Genomic DNA, 17851 nt, shown 5'->3' with positions numbered 1-17851 from the left:
CTCGAGCACCGTCGCGTGGTTCACGAAGGAGCTACGGACCCAGCGCGCGAGCGCGGCTCCCTCCCCCTTCGTCACGGGTTCCTCCTCACGACCCGATTATCACCATCGCCGCGCTCTCCCGTCAAAGCCGATCCTGTCGACGCCGAACAGGCTCGAATGTGCTCGCCGCCGGCGGGCGCGCGCCGTGGCGGCAGGAGATACCGTGGCGCGCCGGCATGAACCAGGCGCCTAGCGCTCAGACCTGCGCCATGCCGCCGTCCACGAAGAGCTCGGCTCCGTTGGTGAAGCTGCTGTCATCGGAGGCGAGGAAGACGGCGGCCTTGGCCACCTCATCCGGCGAGCCGAGCCGCCCGAGGGGGACGCCGGCGACGAGGCTCGCCTTGATCTGCTGCGTCTGCTCCTCGGTCGCGCCGAGCCCGCGCAGCCCTGGCGTGTCGATCGGCCCCGGGCTGAGCACGTTGACGCGGATGCCGCGGTCCTTGAGGTCGAGCGCCCAGGTGCGCGCGAAGCTCCGCACCGCGGCCTTGGTCGCGCTGTAGACGCTGAACGCAGGGGTTCCGGTGGAGGCCGCCGTCGAGCCGTTGAGGATGATCGACGCCCCGTCGCGCAGCAGCGGCAGCGCCTTCTGGACCGTGAACAGTATCCCCTTCACGTTGATGGCGAAGGTCTTGTCGAAATGCTCCTCGGTGATCGCGCCGAGCGGGGCGAGCTCGCCGCCGCCGGCGTTGGCGAACAGGACGTCGATGGGGGCGCCTCGCTGCTTCACCACCTCGAAGAGGCGATCGAGATCGGCGAGGCTCGAGACGTCGCTCCGGACGCCCGTGGCCCTCTCGCCGATCTCCCTCACGGCCGCGTCGAGCTCCGCCTGCCGCCGCCCGGTGATGAAGACGCGCGCGCCCTCCGCCGCGAACCGCTTCGCCGTCGCGAGGCCGATCCCCGTCGTGCCGCCCGTGACAACCGCCACCTTCCCCTGGAGTTTGTTGCTCATGGTGTCCGTCCCTTGCTCGCGGCGCTCAACGTCGCCGGCCCCCTGGAGTTAGAACCGAAGCGGGGCGCGGCCAGCCGGCGATCGTGGCACGCTGCGTTCCGCTAGCAGAACGAAGAGATCATCGATGCAGGATCTGAACGACTTCTTCTTCTTCGCCGAGGTCGTGGCGAACGGCGGGTTCGCGAAGGCGGGGCGCGCGCTGCGGCAGCCGAAATCGAAGCTCAGCCGGCGGATAGCGCAGCTCGAGGCGCGGCTCGGCGTTCGCCTCATCGAGCGCTCGTCCCGCCGCTTCAGCGTCACCGAGGTGGGGCAGGCGTTCTATGAGCGCTGCCGAACCGTCATGCGCGAGGTGGCGCTGGCGGAGGCCATCGTCGCCGAGGCGCATGGCGAGCCGCAGGGGCTCGTCCGGTTGAGCTGCCCCACGGGCTTGATGGCGCTGGTCGGGCCCACCTTGCCCTCTTTCATGGAGCGCTACCCGCGCGTCGCCCTGCAGGTCATCCCCACCAATCGGCGCGTCGATTTGATCGAGGAGCGAATCGACATCGCGCTTCGGGTGCGCACGAGGCTCGACACCGACGCCACGCTCACCCGGAAGACGCTCGCGAAGAGCCGCCGGCTCCTCGTCGCGAGCCCCGCCCTGGCGCGTCGACTGGGCGGCGCGCCGGACATCGCCGCGCTCGCCTCCGTACCGACCCTCAGCCAGAGCGAGCAGGCCGGCGGAGATGCGTGGGAGCTCGTCGGGCCCGACGGACAGACGCACGTCGTGCATCACGCGCCGCGCCTCTCGTGCGGCGACTTCGCCGCCCTGCGAGAGGCGGCCATCGCAGGGCTGGGCGTGGCGTTGTTGCCCGATCACATCGCCGCGGCGGACTTGAGGGCTGGCAAGCTCGTCCGCGTCTTCCCCGAGTGGTACGTGACCGAGGGCATCGTCCACCTCGTGTTCACCTCGCGCCGCGGCTTGCCGCCCGCGGTCCGGGCGCTGATCGAGCACCTCGCGAGCCACATCCATGACGACGTGATGAAGGAGGGTATCGACTGAGGATGCTCCCCTCCCCCCTCGTCACTCCCAGCATATAGCACACCGGGGGGCTTACGGGGAGACCCGGGTCGTGCCGTAGAGTCGCTGGCGTCGGCCGGACCCTCTGGCCGACGTCAGAACCTTCAGGAATGGGAGGAGCGACATGCGAGCGTTGTTGTCGGCGTATGGGTCGCGCGGGGACGTCGGACCGATGGTGGGGCTCGCGGTGCGGCCGGGGGCACGCGGCGCGGACGTGCGGGTGTGCGCGCCGCCGAGCTTCGCGGGGACGAGCGTGATGCCGACCGGAGGCTTGCGATGACCGGGCATGCCGTGGTGATCGCCGGCGGAGGTCCGACGGGGCTGATGCTGGCGGGCGAGCTGGCGTTGGCGGGCGTCGATGTCGCCATCGTCGAGCGGCGCGCCAGCCAGGACCTCGCCGGTTCGCGCGCGGGCGGCCTGCGCTCACGCACCATCGAGGCGCTGGATCAGCGCGGAATCGCCGACCGGTTCCTCTCGCAGGGTCAGATCGCGCAGATCGTGGGCTTCAAGTGTGCAGGATGCGGTGAACCTGGGATGGAAGCTGGCCCAGGTGGTCAAGCGGAGCTCGCCAGAGGGCCTCCTCGATACCTACCACGCCGAGCGCCACCCGGTGGCCGCCCGCGTGCTGCAGAGCACGATGGCGCAGATCCCGCTTCGCCGTTCGGACGACCGCACGAAGGTCCTGGGCGACTACATCGCCGAGCTCCTCGGGATGGACGAGCCTCGCAGACGGCTGGGCGCGGAGATGTCAAGTCTCGGCGTTCGCTACGATCTCGGCGAGGGGCATCCCCTGCTCGGGCGGCGCATGCCCGATCTCGACCTGGTCACCGAAAGCGGCCCGCTGCGGGTCTTCACCCTGCTGCACGAGGCCCGGCCGGTGCTCCTCAACCTCGGTGAGCCCGGCGGCCTCGACATCACCTCATGGGCGGATCGCGTCCAGTCGATCGACGCCAGGTACGCGGGCCCGTGGGACCTTCCGGCCATCGGGGCGGTCGCGGCCCCCGCCGCCGTCTTGGTTCGGCCCACGGATACGTGGCCTGGGTGGGAGACCTGACCCGGGTGGGGCTCGCAGACGCGCTGACCACGTAGTTCGGACCGCCTGCCAGCCCTCCGACGCGAGGCTGTCGCTGCGGTCAGGGCAAGACGCCGCGGACCGGCAGCCGCGATGGGGTTCGCACGAAGACCATCGTGCTCCACTCGATGGCGGGGTTGACCAGATCGATTCGCTTGAATCGAGCGAGCAAGGACTCGAGCGCCACCCTCGCCTCCAGGCGCGCGAGGAGGTGGGCGACGCAGAAATGGACGCCGTGCCCGAACGCGACCGACGCCCCCGTCCCGGTCTTTGGCACATCGCGGTCCAACTTGAACTCGTCGGGGTCGGGGAACGCGGCCTCGTCGCGGTTGGCGGACGCGAGGATGACCGTCACCGGAGCGCCGGCGGGCACCTCGACGCCGCCCACCTCCGCTCCGGGCATCGCCTTGCGGAAGATGTTATGGGTAGGCGGGTCCCACCGGAGCATTTCTTCGATGAAGCGAGGGATGAGCGCCGGGTTTTCGCGCAGCCGCTCCGCGTCCGCGGGGCGCTCGGCGAGCGTGATGATCGATTTGCTTATCAATGTGGATGTGGTGTCGAACCCCGCTGGGACCAGGACGAAGACGAACGACATGAGCTCTTCCGGGGTGAGCTTATGGCCGTCGATCTCGGCCTGGAGGAGCGCGCTCACGAGATCATCGCCGGGCGCGCGCCGCCGCGCCTCGAGGACGTCGCCGAGGTAGAGCTCCATCTCGGCGACGGACGCGCGGACGCGCTCGGCGTGCTCGGGGCTCTCCGGGACGGGCGTGACGCTGAGGATATCGTCCGTCCACCGCTTGAAATTCAAACTTCCGCAGCTCTCGGGTCATGGGAATAGCCCTCCTGGGAGCCATTCTAGACGATACGGTCCGTCCACACGGCGGCCGTGTCAGGCCGCGACGAGCCCGCCATCGATGGGCAGGGCGACCCCGGTCACGAACGACGCCTCGTCGCTCGCCAGGAAGAGGGCCACCCGAGCCGGCTCGATCGGGTCCGCGAACCGGCCGATCGGGTGGCTCGCGAGGACGCGTTGCTCCACGGCCCCGTCCTCGATCCACCTGTCGAACATCGCGGTGCGCGTGCCCCCGGGGCAAATCGCGTTCACCCGCACGTTGCGAGCCGCGAGATCGACGGCCGCGGCCTTGGTCAGCCCGATGACGCCGTGCTTCGACGTCACGTACGCGGACAGACCGGGCGTCGCAACGAGGCCTCCGACGGAGGACGTGTTGACGATCGCGCCCCCGCCGGCCTTGAGCATCTCCGGGATCTGGAACTTCATCGACAGGAAGACGCCCTTCAGGTTGATGTCGATCACGCGATCCCACTCGTCCTCCTCGAGCTCGGGCACGCTCTTGACGGCTTGCTCCACGCCTGCATTGTTGAACGCGACGTCGAGCCGCCCGTACCTCTCCACGACGGCCGCGACCATGGCGGCGCAGTCGGCCGCGCGCGACACGTCCGTCGGGACGAAGATGGCTTCTCCCCCTCGGGCGACGATCTCCGCGGCCGTCCTCTCGCCCTCGGCCACCCGGCGAGCGGCGATGACCACCTTGGCGCCCTCCTGGGCGAACAGCAGCGCCGCGGCCTTGCCGATTCCCATGTTTCCACCGGTGATGAGCGCGACTTTATCTTGCAACCGTCCCATAGGATTCGCTCCGGATCTGTGGGCCTGATGAACCACAGGCCATGTCATGCCAGCGCGCGGCGCCGAGGCGCTCCGCGGCGCGTCGAGGAGGGCAGCGCCCGCGTCGAAACGCAGCGGATCGCCCGCGATCGCGGCGCCCGTCAGCGTCGCGCGCAGGTGGGTCGAGGATGACGAGAGCCGCGACCTCGGGACGGAGGATGTCCACCCTCCGCCGGCGCGGCTTGGGCGAAATTGACGGGACGCGCGCCGCGCGCGATCCACGGGAATGGGCCTGGCACAGCGCGCGTCGGCCCACTAGGCTCCGGAGCATGCCGAGCGCTCTGCCAGCCTGCGATCCGGACGATCCGCTGCGGATCGAGATCGTACGACCGAAGGCGCTCTCCGGCGTGACCGTGGCCCGCTGCCGCAGCGATGCCCGGCGCCACCGTTCCGTGAAGGACCGCTTCGCGTCGGTCTCCTTCACGGCCGGCCAATGCGCGTGGCGGGCGCGCGGGCGCACCTGGACGGCGAAGCCGGGCGCGCTCGCGCTCATGCTCCCGGGTGAGGTGCATCGCGAGGAGCGCCGCGACGGGCCGGCGCGCTTCCAGGTGGTGCTCTTCGACGACGCGCTGGTCGACGAAGCGCGCCTCTCGCTCGGAGGCCGGCCCTTCGCGCCCCGGCCAAGCCTGTTCCTCGAACACGGAGCGCCCGAGGGCGCGCCGCTCCGCGCCCTGCACGCGCTCGTCCACGAGGGCGACGCCGAGCCCCTCGCGCTCCAGACCGCGCTCGCCGAGTCGCTGCGCTCCCTCGTCGCGCTCACCAGCCCGGGTCACGCGGAGCGCGGACGCCCGTACGCCTGGGGCGCCCCCCTGCGCCGCGCGCTCGAGCTCATCCGCGAGCGCTTCGTCAGCGCGCTCTCTCTCGACGAGATCGCTCTTCACGTGGGGCTCGACAAGTTCCAGCTCATCCGCGCCTTTCGCGACCAGCTCGGCGTGACGCCGTATGCCTATGTGACGCAGCTGCGCATCGGTCGCGCCCGAGCGCTCCTCACGCGGGGCGTGCCGCCGTCCGGGATCGCCGCGCGCGTCGGCCTCTACGACCAGAGCCAGCTCAACCGGCATTTCAAGCGCATCGTCGGCATCACGCCGGGGCAGTTCGCGCGCGCCGTGGTGTGAGCGCGCCTCGGATCGCTCGGCTCTCCCCGGATCGCGGCAGCGCCTCGATGGGCGCGCTCAGGCGCCGGCGAGCAAAAAGAGCCCGTAATCGCCGACGGGCGTGAATCCGAGCGACGCATAGGCGGCGATGGCCGCGCGGTTCTCGGCGCCCGTGAAGAGGATCGCGCGCGCCGCGCCGCCGTCCCGCGCCGCGAGCAGCGAGCCGGCGACGGCCGCGCGCGCGTAGCCGCGCCCGCGCAGCTCGGGCGGAGTCCACACGCCGCCGACCTGCACGATGTCGGGCAGGCGCGCGTTGAAGAACGTGCACGACACCGGCCGTTCGCCCGCCACGAGCACGTAAGCGTCGCCGTCCTCGTGCTGGCGCGCGACCTGCTCGCGCGACGACGCGTCGAGCGCGGGGCCGGGCGACCAGCCGAAGAGCTCGACGGAGTAGGCGGCGCGCCAGCGGGCGAGCCGATCGACGTCGGCGGGCTCGGAGCGGCGGCAGAGCACGCCGCCGGAAGCGAGCGAGTCGGGCACGCGGAGCGCCGAGAGATCCAGGGCGAACAGTGTCTCGCGGGCGTCGCGGGCCGCGCCGTGCTCGGGCAGGCCGAGCGCCTCGCGGGCGCGGGCGACCTGCCCGTACGGGCCGGAGACGCCGAGCCGCTTGGCGCGACCGGAGCGCTCGACGGCGGCGCGCGCGACGGCCTCCGCGTGGACGGGCGCCTGGACGAGCACGAGCCCGTTCCAGCAATGCGCGGCGACGGCGACGATGCGGTCCTGCTCGAACGCGGCCACGTAGGTGGCCTCGTAAGGTCTGCCGCGGTCGGCGAGGCCGGCGGCGCGCACGTTGGAGCGCAGGAACATCGAGCTGTCGGCGTGCTGGACGAGGAACGCCTCGAGGGCGGCCTCGTCGCCTGGCGCGAGGGTGCGGAGGTCGATCACGACAGCGCGAGGATAGCGCGCCCCGGCCTGGGAGGGGGCCGGTCTCGAGCTCGTCGGGTTCAGTCGGGAGTCAGGCGGCATCCATCCACCCGCGCGCGTCGCACTCGTTGCAGGGGAGCTCAATTCCGAGTCCGGGCACCGGTTCAACGACGCGTTTGCCGTTGCACTTCGAGCAGACGGACGACCCCGGAGGAGGCTGCGGGATCAGCTCGAGAAGCTCGACGATGCCCGTCTTCCGGGCGCCGACGATCAGCGCGGAGTGTGCGCTCAAACCACCAACCTCGACGAGCTCATCGCCGTCCCAACCACGGAGGTCTTCGAGGACGCGGCCGTCGGAGGTCAGATAGGTCATGACGTCGAGCGCGCAGGCGTTCGAGCAGGGGCGGTGGGATTTGGAAGGGCATGCGAGGACCTCCTGCGGGGTTGCCGTGTCTGCCTAGCTATCCGTCGATGGGTCAGCGGAGGACCGGCCCGCTCGCGGCTGGGGCGATCGGCTGAGGGCGGGCCGGCCGTCCAGGAGGACGCCGACGAGGACGCCGAGGTAGGCGCCCGCATGGATCCCGCAGCAGACGAGGTACCGTGTTGCGGCGCCAGGGGGCCACGCGCCGAGGCTCGCCTCGCGCACGCCGAACGGGTCGAGCGCCGCCATGACGGCCGGGCAGAGCGCGAGCGCCGCGGCGAGCGCCGCCACGATCCTGGCCAGCCAGGCGCGCCACGAGAACCGGTCGCTGCGCGCGGCCCGGACCAGGCCCACGCCGGTGACGAGGGCGCCGAGCGGCAGACCTCCGCGGAACCCCGTCCACGCGACCGCGAGCCGGAACGGCAAGCTCGACGCGGCGAGGCCCTTTCCGTCGAGGAAATACTCCGGAGAGATCGTGGCGGTGACCTGATCGAAGAGCGCCCCGCAGGCGCCCGCGGCCAGGGCGCCAGCGAGGATGGCGAGGTGCTCGCGAGCGCGGGTGGGCGAGGCGGGGGGGCGAGGCCGCACGGCGCCCAGGATACGATGGCCGGAGGCGACGGCGGCAAGCTCGCCGGCGCTCACTCGATCACGAGCGGCCGCGCCGGGACCACCGCGCGCGGCAGCTCCTCGTGCGCCACCCGGGCCTGCGCCTCGGGCGCCGTCACCTTCCCGGCGAGCGCGAAGCGCACCGGGATCTCCACCAGCGTCGAGAGCCGCCTCGCGTCCAGGGAGGCCCGCAGCGCGAGCACGCCGTTCACCTGCCGCACGCCGTCGAGCGGCGCGGCCAGCGACACCCCAGGGGGGAGCGGGATGCGCACGTCGACCTCGATCGGGCGGCCCAGCGCGTGGCGCAGCGAGACCCCGAGCTTGGCCGTCGCGCCCGCGCGCGGGCGCTTCGGCCAGGAGATCTCCGCCTGCACGGGGCTCACCGCCGCGGTCGGCGGTCGGCTCCAGCGCCGCAGCGCCGGGCGCTCCAGGCGCGCCACGACCGCCGGCCCCGCCACCGCGACCGCCACCTCCGTCGCTCCCGCGTCGAGCGGCACCACGAGCCGCCCCGACGGCCCGACCTCGACGTCGCGCCGCGCGCCGCCCGACGTCACCGTGACCCGCGCGACCTCGCGCCCCTCGCCCCCATGGGCCAGGAGCGCGCGCACCGCCGCGAGCGTGCTGGCCGGCGCGCCGTAGCCGCCGCGCACGTCCCGCTGCACGCCCACCCAGCCGAGGAGCCTCGCGGGCGGCGCCGCGCTCCGGCCGAGCCCGGCAGCGCGGAGCAGCGCCGCGTAGACGACCGCGCGCGCGCTTCGGTCCTCGGCCTGCTCCGGCGGCAGCGTGATGCCGCCGGTCGGGCCCAGCGCCACCCAGGCGCGCAGCCGGTCCGCCACGTTCGCGGCCAGCGCGGCCCGGTGCGGCCGCTCCGCGAGCGCGAGCAGGACGCGGGCGAGCGCCACGCGATCGCCGCTCCGGATCACCTCGTCCAGCGTGCTCGTGACGAGCGCGTCCCAGCACGCGTTCACCGCGCCCCCGGCCGGCGAGGGCTCCACCTCGAGCGCGGCGAGCGCCGCCGTGGGCTGGAGCGGCTCGGGCGGGCAGCGCGCGTCGAGCTCCGGCAGCTCCTCCACCACGGCCGCCGGGGCGAAGGTGCGCGCCCGGAGCGCCGGGGGCCAGAAGCCCACGTCCTTCTTGCTGGCCCTGTACGCGAGCAGCCGGCCCACGGCGCGGCGGCCGATGTCCTCCGCGCGCGCGACGAGCGGCGCGCCCTCGCCCCCGCGCGCCGCGGCCCAGCGGCCCACGAGCGCCGCGACCTCCACCGCGTCCGCCATCGCCCCGGCGGACGTGAGCCGATCGGGATCCATGGCCTCGAGCGCCGCGGCGAGCGCGCTCGCGAGGCCGCGCTCGACGACGAGCCGGGGGCGGCCGGTGAGGCGGTAGCGCTGCGCGTCCGCCGACACGCGCAGCGTGGCCGTCGCGCCGCCCTCGACGCCCTGGGCGTGGGTCAGATCGGTGGGCTCGCCCGCCGGGCCCACGTCCCACGCGTGCACGAGCGCGTCGCCCGGCGTCCCCTGCGCCTTCACGGCGACCGCGAGCTCCGCCCGCCCCGCGCGCAGCGCCCGCACCCGCGCGCGCACCGGCGCCGCGCCCCCCGCGGGCACGTCGACCGCCGCCGCCCGGCCCCGCGCGTCCGCGAGGGCGGCCGCCCCGCGCGCCGTGAGCTCCACGGTCGCGCGGAGCGGCCTCGGCGAGCGGTTCCGGACCGAGATCTCCACGTCGACCTCGTCGCCCTCGACCCACGCGGCGCCCGCCTCCACGCGCGCCGAGAGCGGCTGCGCGGTGGGCACGTCGAGCGTGGCCGTGGCCGGCGTGGCGCCGTCCGGCACGCCCACGAAGGCGATCCGGTAGGTCGTCTCGACGTCGCCGAGCGGAACGCGCATCCGCAGCCGACCATCCCTGTCCGTGCGCTGGGGCGGCGACCAGAAGAACACGCCCCGCGCCGCGCCGTACGAGGTCCGGGCGGCGGCGCCCGCCCTGCCGCGGCCTTGACCGAACCCCGCGCCGGAGCCCGAACCCACGCCGGACAGGCCCAGGCCGCCCAGGCCGCTCCCCTCGCCCAGCGACGTGCCCGTGAGCTCCTCCAGGAGGCTCTCCCACGCCGACACGGTGGCGTCGCCGACCTCCATGTCGAACCTCGCGTCGACGAGGCGATCCTCGCCGACCGCCCTGGCGTACGGCGTGCCCGAGCGGAGCACGCGCTCGAACGGATCGCGCACGTCGTCGCCCGTGCCGATCCGGCCGTCGGGCCCGGGCGCGTGCAGGGCGAAGCCGCGCCGCACCGTGAGGAACGGCGCGGGCGGCGCGGTCGTCGGGGTGAACTGGATGGTGCCGCCCCAGGGATCGCGCAGGAGCGACTCCTCGAGCTGCTCGTCGCGCACCAGGCGGCGCAGCAGCGCGTTCGGATCGCGGAGCGCCGGCTCGTCGGCGTCGAGCAGCCGCTCGCGCCGGAACGCGCGCGCCGCGGCGAGGATGCGGAAGAGCTTGAGGCGGGTGACGCGGCGAGCGACGTGATCGAACGTGACCTGCGGGTCCACCGCCAGGAGGTCCGCGAGAGAGAGCGGCTCGCCGCCGGGCGTCTCGGGCGGCGCATCCATGGCGGCCGTGACCAGGGTCATCAGCTCGGGGTTCCATGCATAGGCGCCGTCCGGCCCGCGGCGGCGCACGTCGCGCAGCCGCTCCGGGTCGCTGGTGGCCTCGAACACCGCCCCCTCGAGCGAGCGGAGCACCTTCCCGAACGCCTCGTCGAGCGCCGCTTTCGCGGCGCCGGCCGGATCGATCGCCGGCGCGATCGCCGCGCGCGCCCGCGCGCCGAGCTCCGCGCGCCGGAGCGGATCGAGCGCGGGATCGCCCTCCAGGAAGGCGCCGCAGCGCTCGGGCTCGACCATGCCCTGGCAGAGCCGCGCGCGCGTGTCGAGCGCCGCGAGGCCGCCGACGCTGCCCCCGCCGTGCAGGTCCACGACGACGGCCGCGACGGTCCCGGGCAGCCCGCGGCCGGCCCCGTCGGTGAGCGCGAGGTCCACGTCGACGGCGCCGCGCGGGGCCGCGCGGCCGCCTGCGATGCGGGCCTCGAGCCGCGGGAGCACGCGCGGCGCGACGAGCACCGCGCCGCCGGCCTGCCGCGCGGCGGCGCCCTGCCGGGGGGCGGCAGCGCTGAGCGTCCAGACGCCGGCGGCGCCCTCCGGCAGGCCGAGCGCGCCGCCCTCCGGGCCCCCGGCGATCCAGGCGCTCGCCGCGCGCGCCAAGCTGGCGGAGGGCTGGACGATCACGCTCCAGCCGGCGCCGTCCGCGGCCCTGCCGCCCTCCGGCCGGCGGCCGGCGCGGGCGTCCGCGCCGCCGGCGTCGATCACGCGGAGCGCGAGCGCGTCGCCCGCGCGGGCGAGGAGCCGCTCGGGCCGGAGCAGCGCCGTGGCCTCGCGGTCGACGGAGACGCACAGCGCGAACGGCTCACGCCGCGACGCGAGCGCCGGGAGCTCGCCCGCGGGCCGCACGCGCACCGCCGCCGCGACGCCGCCGGCGCACGGCCCGACGTTGCGGAAGGCCCCGAGGTCGGCCGGCGCGTCCCAGGCCACCTCGGCCTCGCCGTACGCGTCGGTGGTCACGGTGGCCTGGAGGTGGTCGCCCTCGACGGTGAAGGTGCCCTGCACCGGCTTCCGCCGCGCGTCGCGGACGCGCAGGAGCATGCGCTGCGCGGCGCCCGGGACGATGGCGCCCGCCTCCGGGAGCAGCTCCGCCTCCGAGGTGGGGCTCTCCACGGAGACGGTGGCCTCGCGCTCGAGCTCGTGCCCCTCGAGCGAGGCGCGCGCGACGAGGCGCAGCGTGGTCCCGACGCCCTGGACCACGGTGGTGGGCGCCGCGGCCGCGCCGCGGACCTCGCCGGCCGCGTCGGTGCGCGCGGTCGTGGTGAGCTTCTCCCACGCGGCCCTGTCCTCGGGCGGGCTCGTGCCCTTCGGCCCGGTCCAGACGCGCACCGGCAACCCGACCACCGGCTGGCCGGCGCCGTCGCGGATCCGGATCGCGTAGGCGGCGCGGTCGCCGGCGCGCAGGTCTTGCTCGGACCACTCGGCCAGCATCTGCGGGGCGCCGGGCGTCTCCTCGCGCGGCGAGAGGGAGATCTGCGCGGCGTTCGAGGAGGCCCCTGCCGCGCCCCGCGCGCGGGCGCGGAGGACCCAGCGCCATCCGGGCTCGTCGATCCAGGGGACGGGCACGCGCGCCATGGCGACGCCGGCGGCGTCGGTGGTGACCACGGCGGTGTGCCGCACGACGCCGCCCTCGAGCAGGCTGACCTCGACGGGGACACGCGGGGCCGGCCGCCCCGAGGCCTGGCTCTGCACGGTGATCCACGCCGACGTCGCGCCGCCCGGCACCACGCGCGCGTCGGGGACGTGCAGGTCGACGAGGAGCGGCGCCTGGCGCTGCACGGTGAGGGTCCGGGTCCGCTGCCGATCGCCGGCGCGCACGCCGAGCAGCAGCCGGAGCTCGCGCTCGGGCCCGTCGGGGATGGGGACGTCGAGGTGAGCGCGCCCCTTCGCGTCGGTGGTGACCCGCACGGGCGGCGGCACGGCGCTGACCTTGCCGAGGTGCTCGGGATCCCAGGTCGCCTCCACGGTGGCCGCCTCGAGCGGCCGGAGCGTGACCGCGGTGGGGAATCCGAGCGCGAGGACCTGGACCGGCAGGGCGGCGCCGGGGGCGCCGCGGTCGGGCGCGTGGACGAAGAGGTCGAGGCCGCGGGCGACCGCGTCGCGGTGGTCCGTGGCCGCGTCGGAGGTCGCGGCGGCGCCGAGGGCGGCGGTGACGAGGAGTCCGGCGAGCGGGAGGAGGGGCCTGGGCATCGGTGGCTTTCGACAGGGCCGAGGCGGGCAGGTTCCTGCACAGGCCGAGGGGAGCAGGTTCCTGCGCTGCACGGCGGATCGGGATGGCCGGCGCGGCGCGCGATGGGGCCGGCGCTCCGTCCGGCGATGGGCTCCGGCGCGATGGTACCCTCCGCGGCATGTCCCTGAAGATCACGCGCCGTGCCTTCTTCGGCGCCGGCTGCTGTGCTGCGGCCGCGTGCGCGGTGGACGGGCTCGCCGTCGAGCCGTCGTGGCTCGAGGTCACCGAGCACGACGTCCCCGTCGCCGGGCTCCCGCGCGCGCTCGACGGCTTCCGGATCGCGCACCTCTCCGACCTGCACCTGCGCGCGCTCGGCGGCGTGCACGACAAGGCCGCGTCCGCCGTGCGCTCGCTCGGCGCGGACCTCGTCGTGATGACCGGCGACTCCATCGAGGACGAGGGCGCGCTCGGCGCGCTGGAGGAGCTCTGCCGCAGGCTCGCCGCGCCGGGGCGCGAGGTGCTCGCCACCCTGGGCAACTGGGAGCACTGGGGGCACGTGCCCCTGCGGCGCCTCGGCGAGGCCTATGCGCGCGCCGGCGCGCGGCTGCTCGGAAACGAGTCGACGCTGCTCCGGAGCGGGATCGCCGTCGTCGCGACGGACGACTTTTGCAGCGGTCATGACGATGTGGAATCGGCCCTCTCGCGCGCGCCGGCCTCGCCCGTGCGGCTGTTCCTCACGCATGCGCCGGGCCTGTTCGACAGGCTGCCTGCCGGAGCGCCGCGCTTCGACCTCGGCCTCGCGGGGCACACCCACGGCGGGCAGATCCGGGCGCTCGGCGTGCCGGTGTGGGTGCCGCCCGGCTCGGGCCGGTTTCGCTCGGGGATGTACGCCACGGAGCGCGGCCCGGTCTACGTGAGCCGCGGTGTCGGCACGAGCGTCCTGCCCGCGCGGCTCACCTGCCGGCCGGAGCTCGCCCTCTTCCGGTTGATCGCCGGATGACCGGCCGCCTCGGCGCGCCGGCGCGCGGCGATGTTACGCGCGCGGCCATTTTCCGGGGGCGACGCGATGGCCGTGGAGCGCTGGAGCGACGTGCCGCTCTGACCACGCCGCCGGCAGGATCGACGACGTCGAGAGGAGGGTGTCGGCAACCACCGTGTGTATGTCGTCGCGCTTCCCCACGCGGTAGCTGATGACCAGCTTTGACGTGCTCGCCATGCCGACGAACACGCACGCCTCACCGACCTCCGCCGAGTCGCCAGGCTGCACGCGCGCCTGCTTCTTCTGGACGTACGACCAGATCTCGTCGACCTGGACCGTGCGGCAGTCGACGTCGCGCACGAGCCGGTTGTGGAGCCCCTCGCAGCCCTCGCCGACGCGGAGCAGGAGCGACAAGGATCGCCGGCTTGCTCACCTCCGTGAGCCGCATCGTTGGCCGGATGCCGGCTCCCTCGACAAGATGCGACACGACCTCGACGCGCTTCGCCATGGGCAGCACGTGCGCCATGCAGGGCCTTGCCTTTCCCCGGTCGGCGGCCCATGCTCGCGGTGCGATGCGCGTTCGGCGGGCCACCGCCGGATGTTTCGCAGCCCTGTCTCCGGGGTCCAGCCGGGGAGAGGGCGCTTTGCTAAGTAGCCTGAAAGATAGCACGAGACGCCTGTGTTTTCGGCGTTTCGGTGTGACTAGGACACACGCTGTCATAGCCGGTGCACGCGATTCCGGCCTGTTACAGGACGAAGAGCAGGCGGTTTCGCCGAATGTGTAATGGCGAGCACAATGTGGTATACCGGCACACATGAGAGCGCCCAACAGACCAATTTTCTTGTCGTCCACCCCCTTTGGCCTCGCGTTCGCCGCCTTCCTGGCGCTTGGCTGCGAGGCAGTTCTCGGCATCCGTGACGTGGAGCGCGACGTTTCGGGTGGAGGTGCTGGACTTGAAGCCGCATCGGTAACCAGTGCGAGTGGCGCGGGAGGCGGGGTCGACGAGGCGGCCGAATGCACCTCCGAGACCCAGGCGACGGACTGCGACGACCGCAATCCATGCACCGCGGACGCGTGCGCAACAAAGTCATGCGTCCACGTTCCGCTCGACGGCGTGCCGGCTCCGCCGTCCGGGCAGGTTGCAGGTGACTGTCAGCTTGTTACTTGCGTTGCGGGTCGCCCGGAGGTGGCGGCTGACGATGACGACGTTCCAGACGATGGCATGTTGTGCTCTAAGGACGTGTGTCAAGGTGGCATTCCGATGCACACCGTGCCCACGGGCGCGACCTGCTGCGCCGGAGACATGGACTGCCAGCCGTGCCACTTCTGCGGCGAGGACACGGGCATCTGCGAGCCGGTCGCACCGGGCACCACTGGCCTGGGCTGCGCGACAGACGAAGTGTGCGATTCAGCTGGAACATGCAAACTCGTCAACGGTCATGCATGTACGAATGCGGACGAGTGCAGCAGTGGGACGTGCATCGACGGCGTATGTTGTAACGCCGCCTGTGACGCTGCCTGCCAGGCGTGCAACATCCAGGGGTTGGCGGGCACGTGCTCGAACGTCCCGCTCGGCGCCGAGGACGGGATGGACTGCAGCGACAGGAACGTATGCGACGGCGAGGGCGCTTGCAAGCTGGCGGAAGGCCAGAGGTGCACCACGCACGAGCAGTGCGCGAGCGGCAACTGCATCGACATCGTCGGGGCCTGCGGCGAGATCCACGAGCCCTGAGACATCTTCGTTGGCGACACGCCAGGCGCGTCAGTCTGGCGTTTCCCCTCAACACTTGAGGCAGCTCGGCCGCCAAGGCGGTTGCGGGCCGGTTGGTCAATTTTGACCATTACCTGTCGGCAACCTCGGGGTTGAATTTCAATTCTCCGGGGAGGGTGTCGACAGGTCGTTGTGGTTCAACCGGCTCGACGGCATCGCGGCGGCGCCGCCTGGCAGCGGCAGCGGTCGCGGCCGGTCTGGTAGCGGGCGCTGGCCGTCTTCGGGTCGAAGATCCGGCACATTCACGACGACCGGCGAGCGTGCCACGGCCGGATGACGCGGTTTATGCTCGGATCCGCGTCTCCCGCAGGGACGATTCCGCCGCATGCCGGCCACCACCAGCCCCTCCTTCGAGCTCACGAGCTCCAGCGTTGCGCAGCGTCACCCGAGTCTCGGGCGTGTGCTCGAGTGCCTCGCGTTGCTCGCGAGCGTGGGCCCCGTGCTCGCCGGCGCGCTCGCCGACGTCCTCGGGCAGAAGCTCGCCTCCCCGCTCTTCGGTCAGGTGGCCCGCGACATCCTGGCCTGGAGCAGATCCGGCTTCTTCGCCGGCCTCTTCTTCGTGCTGGTGAGCGCCCTCGTCACCTTCGCTCCGCGCATCCGGCGCGGAACGGTGCGCGTGGCCGCCGGCGCGACCGGCTTGCGCCTCACCCGTGGCGCCGCGGCTCGCTGGATCCCGCGCGCCGCGATCCGCTCCGGCCTGGTCGTGCCCGAGCCGCGCCCCTGCGTCGCGCTGGAGCTCCGCGGCGGACGGCAGCTCGAGGTGCAGGTCGAGAGCGAGGAGGAAGGCGCGCGGCTGCTCGCGGCCCTCGGGCTCGGACCCGAAGCGCGACGCGTCGCGGTCTCGCTCGGCAGCGTCAAAGGCGACCGCGCGGCCGTCTGGGCCCGCTACGTGGTCTCCGCGCTCGTCCTGGATTTCGCGAGCGCCTGGTTCGACGACCTCAGCGTATTCGTCGATCGCTCCGCCTTGGGAAACGCAAAGTCGCTGGCGTTCTTCGTGCTCTTCAACTGGCTCATCCGCGCCACCGCTCGTCCCGCGCGGCTCGTGGTGGGCAGCGACGGCGTGCTCGTCGAGCGCCCCTTCTCGCGCACCTGGCTCCCCTACGCCGTGCTCACCGCGGTCCGGACGCGCGGCGATCGCCTCCTCCTGGTCCGCCAGGGGGACGATCGCCCCGTCGAGCTCCGGGCGGAGCGCGGGCTGGTCAGGGCGCTCGCGCTGCGCGTCCGCGAGGCGCGCAAGCGCGTCGCGGGGGGCGCCGCCCCGCGCGGCGCCGACGCGCTGGAGCGGCGCGGCCGCGACCCCGCGGCCTGGCGCGAGGATCTCCGCAGGATGGTCACCGCCAGCGACTACCGCGCGGCCGGCCTGACCCTGGAGGACGTGCGCCACGCCCTCGACGACACCAGCGCCCCGCCGGATCGCCGCATCGGCGCTGCCCTCCTCCTGCGGATCGCCGGAGTTCCCGAGGCGCAGGACCTCATCCGCGTCGCCGCCGAGGCCACGGCCGACGCCGAGCTCCGCGCGGCGCTCGAGCGCGCCGCCGAGGACGAGCTCGACGAGGCATCACCCGCACGGACCGTGCGCGGAGCCCCGCGCCGCACGAGGGTGCATGGGTGAACGCCCCTCACGGGCAATCTATCGTGTCGTACCGCGCGCCTTGCGCGGCCGGCCGCCCTCGGCGCGAACGCCCGGCGGTCTTTTCCTCGCCCCCTTCTCTCGGTCATCCCGCTGCGGCAGGCACATCACCCGCGCGGCGACGGACATGCCCTCCACGAAGGTCTCGCGCGTCGCGGCGCCGTACTTCAGGCCGCGCGCGGCTGCGTACAACGTCTCCGCGAGCTGCCGCGCGGTGACGCCCGCGGGCGCGTAGGCGGCCACCAGCCCGGAGGCGCGCAGGGCCTCCTCCACGGCCTCGACGAACTGCCCCTCACGCTCGTCGACCGTGGGGCCGACGAGCTCCTTCGTGGCGGCGTGGAGATCCGCCGCGTCGGACCCGAGCGCGCCCACGAACTGGCCCACCCACGTGTCGAACGCGGCCACGAGCCGCTCCTCCAGCGGGCGCTCCGCGTCGGCGAGGGCGGCCGCGGCGGCGGCGAGCGCGGTGTCGAGGAAGTACGCCACCGACGCGCGAAAGAGCTCCTCCTTCGTGGCGAAGTGGAGATAGAGGCCCTGTCGCGAGACGTTCGCGGCCCGCGCCACCTCGTCCATCGACGTCTTCCGGAAGCCGAAGCGCAGGAACACCGTCAGCGCCGCGTCCATCAGCTTGCGGCGGCGCACGTCGTCGGCGGGCCTGTCGGTGGAGCTCGCTTCGCTCACGAGGATCGAAGTTGCCAGCAAACGCTTCAATCGTCAATGTCAAACTTGACAAACTGAGCTCCAGTTGTAAACATCGTCCTGTGCGCCCGTTCGGCCGTCCGCCTCGTGCGGTCAACGGGTCTTCGGCGCCC

Annotated in this window: 13 protein-coding genes and 4 pseudogenes; 8 read left to right on the top strand and 9 right to left on the bottom strand. The window is 73.6% G+C overall.

From position 1 onward, the window contains the following. Window positions 1–235: 235 nt before the first annotated feature. Window positions 236–988 (bottom strand): glucose 1-dehydrogenase, encoded by a 753-nt coding sequence (locus WMF26_RS18645; RefSeq protein WP_438001408.1) that lies wholly within the window; start codon window positions 986–988, stop codon window positions 236–238. A gap of 124 nt (window positions 989–1112) precedes the next feature. Between WMF26_RS18645 and WMF26_RS18640 the strand changes: the two genes are divergently transcribed. The 4 genes and pseudogenes from WMF26_RS18640 to WMF26_RS18625 all read left to right on the top strand — a co-directional run. Further along, window positions 1113–2027: a LysR substrate-binding domain-containing protein gene (locus tag WMF26_RS18640; RefSeq protein WP_438001407.1), complete on the top strand. Its 915-nt coding sequence runs from the start codon at window positions 1113–1115 to the stop codon at window positions 2025–2027. A 142-nt stretch (window positions 2028–2169) separates the two neighbouring features. After that, window positions 2170–2313, top strand: a pseudogene (locus WMF26_RS18635) (glycosyltransferase); the annotation flags it as partial. Between the two features lie 8 nt (window positions 2314–2321). Continuing rightward, window positions 2322–2492 (top strand): annotated as a pseudogene (locus WMF26_RS18630) (FAD-dependent monooxygenase); the annotation flags it as partial. A gap of 58 nt (window positions 2493–2550) precedes the next feature. Beyond that, window positions 2551–3134 (top strand): annotated as a pseudogene (locus WMF26_RS18625) (FAD-dependent monooxygenase); the annotation flags it as partial. A gap of 44 nt (window positions 3135–3178) precedes the next feature. Here the strand turns inward: WMF26_RS18625 and WMF26_RS18620 are convergent. Continuing rightward, complete coding sequence (locus tag WMF26_RS18620) at window positions 3179–3925, bottom strand: cytochrome P450 (protein ID WP_438001406.1); 747 nt, start codon at window positions 3923–3925, stop codon at window positions 3179–3181. Between the two features lie 81 nt (window positions 3926–4006). Beyond that, window positions 4007–4762 carry an SDR family oxidoreductase gene (locus WMF26_RS18615; protein WP_438001405.1) on the bottom strand — a complete coding sequence of 252 codons (756 nt, stop codon included), beginning with the start codon at window positions 4760–4762 and terminating at the stop codon, window positions 4007–4009. A gap of 308 nt (window positions 4763–5070) precedes the next feature. Here WMF26_RS18615 and WMF26_RS18610 point away from each other — a divergent pair, with 308 nt between their 5' ends. After that, window positions 5071–5916: a helix-turn-helix domain-containing protein gene (locus WMF26_RS18610; protein ID WP_438001404.1), complete on the top strand. Its 846-nt coding sequence runs from the start codon at window positions 5071–5073 to the stop codon at window positions 5914–5916. A gap of 57 nt (window positions 5917–5973) precedes the next feature. Here the strand turns inward: WMF26_RS18610 and WMF26_RS18605 are convergent, their stop codons facing one another. From WMF26_RS18605 to WMF26_RS18590, 4 genes are all read right to left on the bottom strand, one after another. Then, window positions 5974–6840, bottom strand: coding sequence for a GNAT family N-acetyltransferase (locus WMF26_RS18605; protein ID WP_438001403.1), 867 nt, complete (start codon window positions 6838–6840; stop codon window positions 5974–5976). A 70-nt stretch (window positions 6841–6910) separates the two neighbouring features. Further along, on the bottom strand, window positions 6911–7192 hold the full coding sequence (locus WMF26_RS18600) for a hypothetical protein (protein ID WP_438001402.1): 282 nt from the start codon (window positions 7190–7192) through the stop codon (window positions 6911–6913). 84 nt (window positions 7193–7276) lie between these two features. Further along, on the bottom strand, window positions 7277–7828 hold the full coding sequence (locus WMF26_RS18595; RefSeq protein WP_438001401.1) for a hypothetical protein: 552 nt from the start codon (window positions 7826–7828) through the stop codon (window positions 7277–7279). A 50-nt stretch (window positions 7829–7878) separates the two neighbouring features. Continuing rightward, entirely contained in the window at window positions 7879–12678 is a 4800-nt protein-coding gene (locus WMF26_RS18590; protein ID WP_438001400.1) for an alpha-2-macroglobulin family protein, read from the bottom strand. Between the two features lie 158 nt (window positions 12679–12836). Between WMF26_RS18590 and WMF26_RS18585 the strand changes: the two genes are divergently transcribed. Beyond that, complete coding sequence (locus tag WMF26_RS18585; RefSeq protein ID WP_438001399.1) at window positions 12837–13658, top strand: metallophosphoesterase; 822 nt, start codon at window positions 12837–12839, stop codon at window positions 13656–13658. A gap of 153 nt (window positions 13659–13811) precedes the next feature. Here WMF26_RS18585 and WMF26_RS18580 read toward each other — a convergent pair. Then, window positions 13812–14163, bottom strand: a pseudogene (locus WMF26_RS18580) (IS1 family transposase); the annotation flags it as partial. Window positions 14164–15181: 1018 nt separating this feature from the next. On the opposite strand from WMF26_RS18580, the gene WMF26_RS18575 reads away from it, so the two are divergent. Further along, the gene (locus tag WMF26_RS18575) at window positions 15182–15370 is read left to right on the top strand and encodes a hypothetical protein (RefSeq protein ID WP_438001398.1); all 189 of its coding nucleotides are present in this window, start codon (window positions 15182–15184) and stop codon (window positions 15368–15370) included. A 364-nt stretch (window positions 15371–15734) separates the two neighbouring features. After that, window positions 15735–17021 carry a hypothetical protein gene (locus WMF26_RS18570; RefSeq protein ID WP_438001397.1) on the top strand — a complete coding sequence of 429 codons (1287 nt, stop codon included), beginning with the start codon at window positions 15735–15737 and terminating at the stop codon, window positions 17019–17021. 18 nt (window positions 17022–17039) lie between these two features. Here the strand turns inward: WMF26_RS18570 and WMF26_RS18565 are convergent, their stop codons facing one another. Beyond that, on the bottom strand, window positions 17040–17741 hold the full coding sequence (locus tag WMF26_RS18565) for a TetR/AcrR family transcriptional regulator (RefSeq protein ID WP_438001396.1): 702 nt from the start codon (window positions 17739–17741) through the stop codon (window positions 17040–17042). Between the last annotated feature and the right edge of the window lie 110 nt (window positions 17742–17851).

Source organism: Sorangium sp. So ce185, from assembly GCF_051526825.1.
Classification (GTDB): Bacteria; Myxococcota_A; Polyangia; order Polyangiales; family Polyangiaceae; genus Sorangium; species Sorangium cellulosum_D.
The sequence above is the reverse complement of the archived record's forward strand: the minus strand, read 5'-3'. Positions and strand labels throughout refer to the sequence as shown.

Coding starts and splice junctions, on each gene's coding strand:
- WMF26_RS18645 (WP_438001408.1), bottom strand. CDS start 988: ATGAGCAACAAACTCCAGGGGAAGGTGGCGGTTGTCACGGGCGGCACG.
- WMF26_RS18640 (WP_438001407.1), top strand. CDS start 1,113: ATGCAGGATCTGAACGACTTCTTCTTCTTCGCCGAGGTCGTGGCGAAC.
- WMF26_RS18615 (WP_438001405.1), bottom strand. CDS start 4,762: ATGGGACGGTTGCAAGATAAAGTCGCGCTCATCACCGGTGGAAACATG.
- WMF26_RS18610 (WP_438001404.1), top strand. CDS start 5,071: ATGCCGAGCGCTCTGCCAGCCTGCGATCCGGACGATCCGCTGCGGATC.
- WMF26_RS18600 (WP_438001402.1), bottom strand. CDS start 7,192: ATGACCTATCTGACCTCCGACGGCCGCGTCCTCGAAGACCTCCGTGGT.
- WMF26_RS18590 (WP_438001400.1), bottom strand. CDS start 12,678: ATGCCCAGGCCCCTCCTCCCGCTCGCCGGACTCCTCGTCACCGCCGCC.
- WMF26_RS18585 (WP_438001399.1), top strand. CDS start 12,837: ATGTCCCTGAAGATCACGCGCCGTGCCTTCTTCGGCGCCGGCTGCTGT.
- WMF26_RS18570 (WP_438001397.1), top strand. CDS start 15,735: ATGCCGGCCACCACCAGCCCCTCCTTCGAGCTCACGAGCTCCAGCGTT.